The 6,935-nt window shown below is 44.6% G+C and carries 5 protein-coding genes; all 5 read left to right on the top strand.

Annotation, left to right across the window (positions count from 1 at the left end):
* Positions 1 to 188 precede the first annotated feature (188 nt).
* The 5 genes from J7I80_RS10695 (at position 189) to J7I80_RS10715 (ending at position 6,803) form a co-directional block, all read left to right on the top strand.
* The gene (locus J7I80_RS10695) at positions 189 to 1,121 is read left to right on the top strand and encodes a beta-ketoacyl-ACP synthase III (RefSeq protein ID WP_214738311.1); all 933 of its coding nucleotides are present in this window, start codon (positions 189 to 191) and stop codon (positions 1,119 to 1,121) included.
* 61 nt (positions 1,122 to 1,182) lie between these two features.
* On the top strand, positions 1,183 to 2,424 hold the full coding sequence (fabF, locus tag J7I80_RS10700; RefSeq protein WP_214738323.1) for a beta-ketoacyl-ACP synthase II: 1,242 nt from the start codon (positions 1,183 to 1,185) through the stop codon (positions 2,422 to 2,424).
* A gap of 639 nt (positions 2,425 to 3,063) precedes the next feature.
* Entirely contained in the window at positions 3,064 to 4,047 is a 984-nt protein-coding gene (locus J7I80_RS10705; RefSeq protein WP_214738313.1) for an ABC transporter ATP-binding protein, read from the top strand.
* Positions 4,044 to 5,066 carry an ABC transporter ATP-binding protein gene (locus J7I80_RS10710; RefSeq protein ID WP_214738315.1) on the top strand — a complete coding sequence of 341 codons (1,023 nt, stop codon included), beginning with the start codon at positions 4,044 to 4,046 and terminating at the stop codon, positions 5,064 to 5,066. The genes J7I80_RS10705 and J7I80_RS10710 overlap by 4 nt, the downstream gene beginning before the upstream one ends.
* 84 nt (positions 5,067 to 5,150) lie before the next feature.
* Positions 5,151 to 6,803: a peptide-binding protein gene (locus J7I80_RS10715; protein ID WP_214738317.1), complete on the top strand. Its 1,653-nt coding sequence runs from the start codon at positions 5,151 to 5,153 to the stop codon at positions 6,801 to 6,803.
* Positions 6,804 to 6,935: the final 132 nt, after the last annotated feature.

Consider the following 6,935-nt stretch of genomic DNA (forward strand, 5'->3'; position numbering starts at 1 on the left):
CAATAGCAAAGGTCTTCACTGTAGTTTATGATTCAAATGGCCACATGGACTAGGGCATATGCGGAAATCTCAATTTTCAGTTGCAGTTAGAGAGCAGTTTCTGATAAAATTAGTACCAAGTCATAATATTTGATAATAATAATTTTAGCGAAAATAGACAGAATCCAAGATAAAAGGAGATGGATCCCATGAATGCAGGGATAATTGGGGTTGGGCGGTATTTGCCGGAGGAAGTGGTAACAAATCTTGATTTGGAAAAGAGGATGGATACATCTGATGAGTGGATCCGGACCAGGACAGGTATTGAAGAAAGAAGAATAGCAGGCGACGATATGGATACATCAGATTTAGCCTATCGTGCTGCAGCGGAGGCAATCAGGAATGCTGGGATTTCAGCCGAAGAGCTAGACTTGATTCTTGTTGCGACAGTTACACCAGATCAGCCATTTCCTACCGTCTCCTGCATGCTCCAGGATCAGCTTGGGGCGAAAAAGGCGGCCGCCATGGACCTGAGTGCTGCGTGTGCTGGATTTATGTATGGAATGGTTACCGGAAAGCAATTTATTGAAGCTGGCACTTATAAGTATGTTTTAATAGTAGGTGTAGAAAAGCTTTCCAAGATAACGGATTGGAAAGACCGTAACACAGCCGTGCTATTTGGTGATGGTGCCGGTGCGGTTGTCATGGGACCTGTTTCTGACGGTAAAGGAGTTCTTTCATTCGAGTTGGGCTCTGACGGTTCCGGCGGAAAGCATCTGTATCAGGATGATTATATTGTAATGAATGGTCGTGAAGTGTTTAAATTTGCGGTTAGGCAAATGGGTGAGAGCAGCATCAATGTCCTTGAAAAAGCTGGACTATCAAAAGAGGATGTCGATTTTCTGATTCCTCATCAGGCAAATATCAGGATTATGGAATCAGCCCGACAGCGACTTGAGCTCCCGGTAGAAAAAATGTCAAAGACCGTCCATAAATACGGAAATACATCAGCCGCGTCAATTCCGATCTCGCTTTTTGAAGAATTGGAAGCAGGGAAAATCAAGGACGGCGATGTAGTGGTAATGGTTGGCTTTGGCGGCGGGTTGACATGGGGCGCGATCGCCATGCGCTGGGGCAAATAAACCAATTATAAGATGAACTCTATATAAAAATAAGAGTCTGAATAAAGGAGATGCAATAATGATGGAGAAACGCAGAGTCGTTGTTACTGGAATCGGGGCTGTTACGCCTCTTGGAAATGATGCAGAAACTACCTGGAACAATATCATTGAAGGTGTATCGGGAATCGGACCGGTCACTAGACTGAATGCCGATGATTTCCCCGCAAAGGTTGCGGCAGAAGTTAAAGAATTCAATGTGGAGAACTTTATAGACCGGAAAGATGCAAGAAAGATGGACCGCTTCACTCATTATGCGGTTGCCGCTTCATTGATGGCTGTGAAAGATTCAGGACTTGAAATCACGGATGAAAATGCTCCGCGAGTTGGTGTATGGATCGGATCTGGTATCGGCGGGATGGAGACATTTGAACAGCAGCACGAAACGTTCATGAACAGAGGGTATCGCAGGGTCAGCCCTTTCTTCGTGCCGATGATGATTCCTGATATGGCAACTGGACAGGTTTCCATCACACTTGGCGCGAGAGGCTTTAACTCTTGTACAGTTACAGCATGTGCGACTGGAACCAACTCAATCGGGGATGCCTTCAAGGTCATCCAGCGAGGCGACGCAGACGTAATGGTTACTGGCGGGGCAGAAGCGCCGATTACAAAAATGTCATTCGCAGGCTTCTGTGCAAATACAGCGCTATCTACCAATCAGGATCCGCAAAAAGCGAGCAGGCCTTTTGATAAAAATCGCGATGGATTTGTTATGGGTGAGGGCGCGGGAATCGTTGTTCTTGAAAATCTGGAGCACGCATTGGCCCGTGGAGCAAAAATCTATGCTGAAATCGTAGGTTATGGTGCTACCGGGGATGCCTATCACATTACCGCTCCAGCTCCTGAAGGGGAAGGCGGAGCAAGAGCAATGAAAATGGCGCTTGATGATGCAGGCCTTGCACCAGAAGAAGTTGGCTATATCAATGCCCATGGAACAAGCACTGAATATAATGATAAATACGAAACAATGGCCATCAAATCAGTATTTGGTGAGCATGCTTACAAGCTTACAGTTAGCTCAACAAAATCAATGACAGGCCACTTGCTTGGAGCGGCAGGCGGAATAGAAGCGATTTTCACGGTTTTGGCTTTGAATGAAGGGATCCTGCCTCCAACCATCAACCTGGATACACCTGATCCAGACTGTGATCTCGATTATGTGCCAAACGCAGCACGCAAGCAACAGGTCAATGCAGCAATCAGCAACTCACTGGGCTTCGGCGGCCACAACGCGACAATTGCTTTCAGAAAATACGAAGGATAATGGAGGGTGAAACCCTCGCAATATAGAAGCAGAAATCCTGTTTAGTTATGGGGTTTCTGCTTTTTATTTTGTTTTTGGAATTGGTGCGGAGCAATTGATTTTGCGCATTTACCGTTTTTTCGCTAGTTTGTGAATTTCGGTGAATGGAACCACACTGCATTGCCCGAAAATCCGTCTGACTCCTTATTTCGGTAAAAGAAACGCGTCTCCATTACCTGAAAGTGCTCCGGATTATATTTTTCGGTAAAATCAACGCCCTTGCATTGCCCGAAACTGCGCCAGACTCCTTATTTCGGTAAAAGCAGTGCATCTGCATTACCCGAAACTCAGCCAACTTCCTTCTTTCTGTAAAAGCAAATCCCCGCCCTTAAGCTAACCGAGCTTTCACTTCTGCAAAAACTAGAATTATTCACTCCACCTAAACTAAAAAAGACCTAAATCTATTTTCCTGAAAAAGTATTTTTCCTTCAAAAAGCATGCTTTTAAAAAATGACTACGGAATATTGTCTTAAAAAAAGTAATGAAAGTGTAATAAAAGAACTGACTCTCTAATAATTAATAATTATCAGAATCTTTAACTGGTCAGAAAGTTAATTCTTTTTATATCAATTTCATTGGGATAGGCGGTGTGCAAGAATCGTGACAGCCTTATTGGAACTAAAGAATCTTAAAACCTATTTTAAAAGGAAAAAGACAGTGATTCCAGCAGTAGACGGAGTGGATCTTGTAATCAATAAAGGGGAAACAGTTGCACTGGTGGGGGAGTCGGGGTCTGGAAAAAGTATTACTTCTCTATCTATCATGCGATTGATTCCTAGTCCGCCAGGGGAAATTGTGGACGGGCAGATCCAGTTTGATGGCCGGGATCTTGTTAAAGCCAGTGAGGAAGAAATGTGCAGGATCCGCGGCAATGACATTTCGATGATTTTCCAGGAGCCGATGACATCATTGAATCCTGTACTTACCATCGGGGAACAAATCACGGAAGTCCTGACCTATCATCAGGGGTTGAATCAGGCGATGGCAAAGAAAAAGGCGATCGAGATGCTTGAACTTGTTGGTTTTTCCCGGGCGAAGGAGATCATCAATGATTATCCGCATCGGCTTTCGGGGGGGATGCGCCAGCGGGTGATGATTGCGATGGCGATGAGCTGTAATCCGAAGCTGTTGATTGCGGATGAGCCGACGACAGCATTGGACGTAACCATCCAGGCGCAAATCCTGGACTTGATGAAGGATTTGAGCACGAAATTCGATACTTCCATCCTGATTATCACACATGACCTAGGAGTGGTTTCTGATGTCGCTGACCGGGTCGTCGTTATGTATGCAGGCCAGGTCGTGGAAGAAGCAATGGTGGAAGATCTGTTTGAAAACCCACTCCATCCTTATACAAATGGTCTGATGGGTTCAATTCCTTCGATAGACGAGGATCATGCGCGGCTTGTCTCGATAGAAGGAAATGTACCTTCACCCGAGAATCTGCCTAAAGGCTGCCGTTTTGCCCCACGCTGCCCGCATGCCTTTGACCGTTGCTACAGTGAAATGCCAAATCTTATGAGGAAGTACAGCACCAGGTCTGTAAGGTGCTTTTTACATGATGGCAAGGAGGGGGAGAAATGATCTCAACAAATGAATCTCTTGAAAATAAAAAATCAAAGAATAGCCCCGAAACCTTGCTTGAATTACAGGACCTAAAGAAACACTTTCCTATCAAGGCTGGTTTGCTGCAAAAGACCGTTGGTCATATAAAGGCAGTTGATGGAATAAATTTGAAGGTGAATAAAGGAGAGACATTAGGAATCGTCGGAGAATCAGGCTGCGGCAAATCGACTGTCGGAAGAACGATTATCCGACTCTATGAACCTACTGATGGAAAAATCATCTTTAATGGCCAGGATATTTCTCATCTGTCAGAGGGCGACTTGAGAAAAGATGTACGTAAAAATATCCAGATGATTTTCCAGGATCCCTTTGCTTCGCTCAATCCGAGGAAAACGTTGAGATCAATCATCAGGGAGCCACTCGATACCCACCATATCTATAAAGGCAAAGAACGGGATGCACATGTTGAGGGTTTATTGGAAAAGGTAGGACTTAATGCGTCCTTTATCAACCGTTATCCACATGAATTTTCAGGGGGACAGAGGCAGAGGATCGGGATAGCCAGAACACTGGCGTTAAACCCGGAATTAATTATAGCTGATGAAGCAGTTTCTGCACTGGATGTCTCCATTCAGGCACAAATCATCAATTTGATGGAGGACCTTCAGGAAGAATTCGGCCTTACTTATATCTTTATATCCCATGACCTAAGTGTTGTCAGACATATAAGCGACAGGGTAGGGGTTATGTACCTTGGGAAGATGATGGAGCTTGCCTCCAAAAAAGAGCTATATGCAGAACCGCTCCATCCTTATACTCAGGCATTGCTGTCAGCTGTGCCGGTGCCCAGGAAGAAAGGCGTCATGAAGAGGGAACGGATTATTTTAAAAGGAGAACTGCCAAGCCCGGCAAACCCGCCAAAAGGGTGTGTCTTCCATACAAGGTGTCCAGCCGCATTTGACCTATGCAAACAAGTGAATCCTGACTTCAAAGAAGTCAAGAGCAATCATTTTGTCGCCTGCCATCTATATACATAGGGCAGCAGCAGGATTTGAAGGGAGGAGATAGAAACACCTTTCTGCTTGTCTTTAAAACTAGTAAAAATTTAAGGGGGAAAAAATGTGAAATTAAGAAAAGCTTCCTGGTTATTAATCAGTCTTACCCTGATCCTATCGATCTTCCTGACAGCATGTACAGGAAATCAAGCTGAGGATCCGAAAGAAACTCCTGGAGATGATGGCAAAAAAGAAGAAGAGCAGGCCACAGGTCCGCAGCAAGGCGGGGATTTGATCATTGGTTCTACTGGTGCACCAACAGTTTTTAACCCGCTTTACTCAACTGATACGTCAAGCTCTGATATTGAAGGGTTCATTTTTGACAGTCTTGTATCATCCGATACGGAATTCAATCCGACGATGAGCATGGCTGAGTCAATTGATATCTCTGAAGATGGCCTGACATTTACGGCAAAATTGAAAAAGGGCATTAAATGGCATGACGGTGAAGAGTTCACTGCCGATGACGTAGTATTCACTTTCAGCATTCCAAAAAATCCTGATTATAATGGTGAGCGCGGATCTGCCTTTGAAGCAATGGAATCTGTCACAAAAGTTGATGACTATACTGTTGAGTTTAAGCTGAGCAAGAAGGATGCTTCCTTCTATCCAGTATCACTAAGCTATTACATCCTGCCTGAGCATATCCTTAAGGATGTTCCTGTTGCAGAACTTGGGGAGCATGAATTCAATACGAAGAGCCCGATTGGTACTGGTCCGTTTAAATTCGTTGAATGGAAAGACGGAGAGTATGTAAAAGTTGAAGCGTTCGATGATTACTTCCAAGGCCGTCCGTACCTGGATACACTTACTTATAAAATCGTTCCAGATATGGATGCCATGATTGCGCAAATCCAGGCTGGTGATATCCATTTTGCAGCTGGAGTTCCAGGGACAGATATTGAAACGGTCAAGTCATTCCCGGGTGTTAAAGTGGAGTCTGGTCTTGGTCTTTCATACACATATCTTGGATACAACCAAAAGAATGAACTGTTCAAAGACAAAAAAGTCCGTCAGGCAATCACTCACGCAATTGACAGGGAAGCAATCGTCAGCTCTGTCATGAACGGAGACGGAAAAGTGGCGCATGTTCCGGAAAGTCCACTATCGTTTGCATACAATGAAGATGTTCCGAAATTTGAATTTGACGTTGAAAAAGCAAAGTCATTACTGGCTGAAGCAGGCTGGAAGGATTCAGATGGCGACGGAATTCTTGATAAGGACGGCAAGAAATTCTCCTTCACGGTAAAAACAAACCAAGGTAACAAAGTAAGGGAAGATATTGTCGTGGTCCTTCAGGAGCAATTGAAGGAAGTAGGAATCGAAGCGAAGCCTGAAATCGTTGAATGGAGCGCATTCATCGAGCAAATCTCTGCGCCGAACTGGAATTACGACGCGCTTGTACTTGGATGGAGCTTGTCTACATTCCCGGACCAATATGATATTTTCCACACAAGCCAGATGGAAGAAGGTTTGAACTTCGTCTGGTACTCGAATCCTGAAGCGGATAAGCTGATGGAAGAAGCGAAGCAGATTCTTGATCAGGATGAGTACAAAGCAGCATATGCCGACATTTATAAAATGCTGGCAGAAGACCAGCCATACACATTCCTGTATTATCCAAATGTTCACAGGGTCATGCCGGCTAATCTGGAAGGCTATGTGTTCCACGCGAAGGATGATTTTTATGATATCTCCAAGTGGTGGCTGAAACAATAGGATCAGGATGGGAGGGAAGGGAGAATCCCTTCCCTTTCAAATTTTTAGTTTTCAGATAGATAAATTTCACTTCGAGAATTGTCCAGCTCCAGCGCCTAGCCCCTCGAGACGCTTCGGTCCGCCCAATGAAGT

Source organism: Bacillus sp. ISL-41, assembly GCF_018613235.1.
Lineage (GTDB): Bacteria > Bacillota > Bacilli > Bacillales > Cytobacillaceae > Mesobacillus.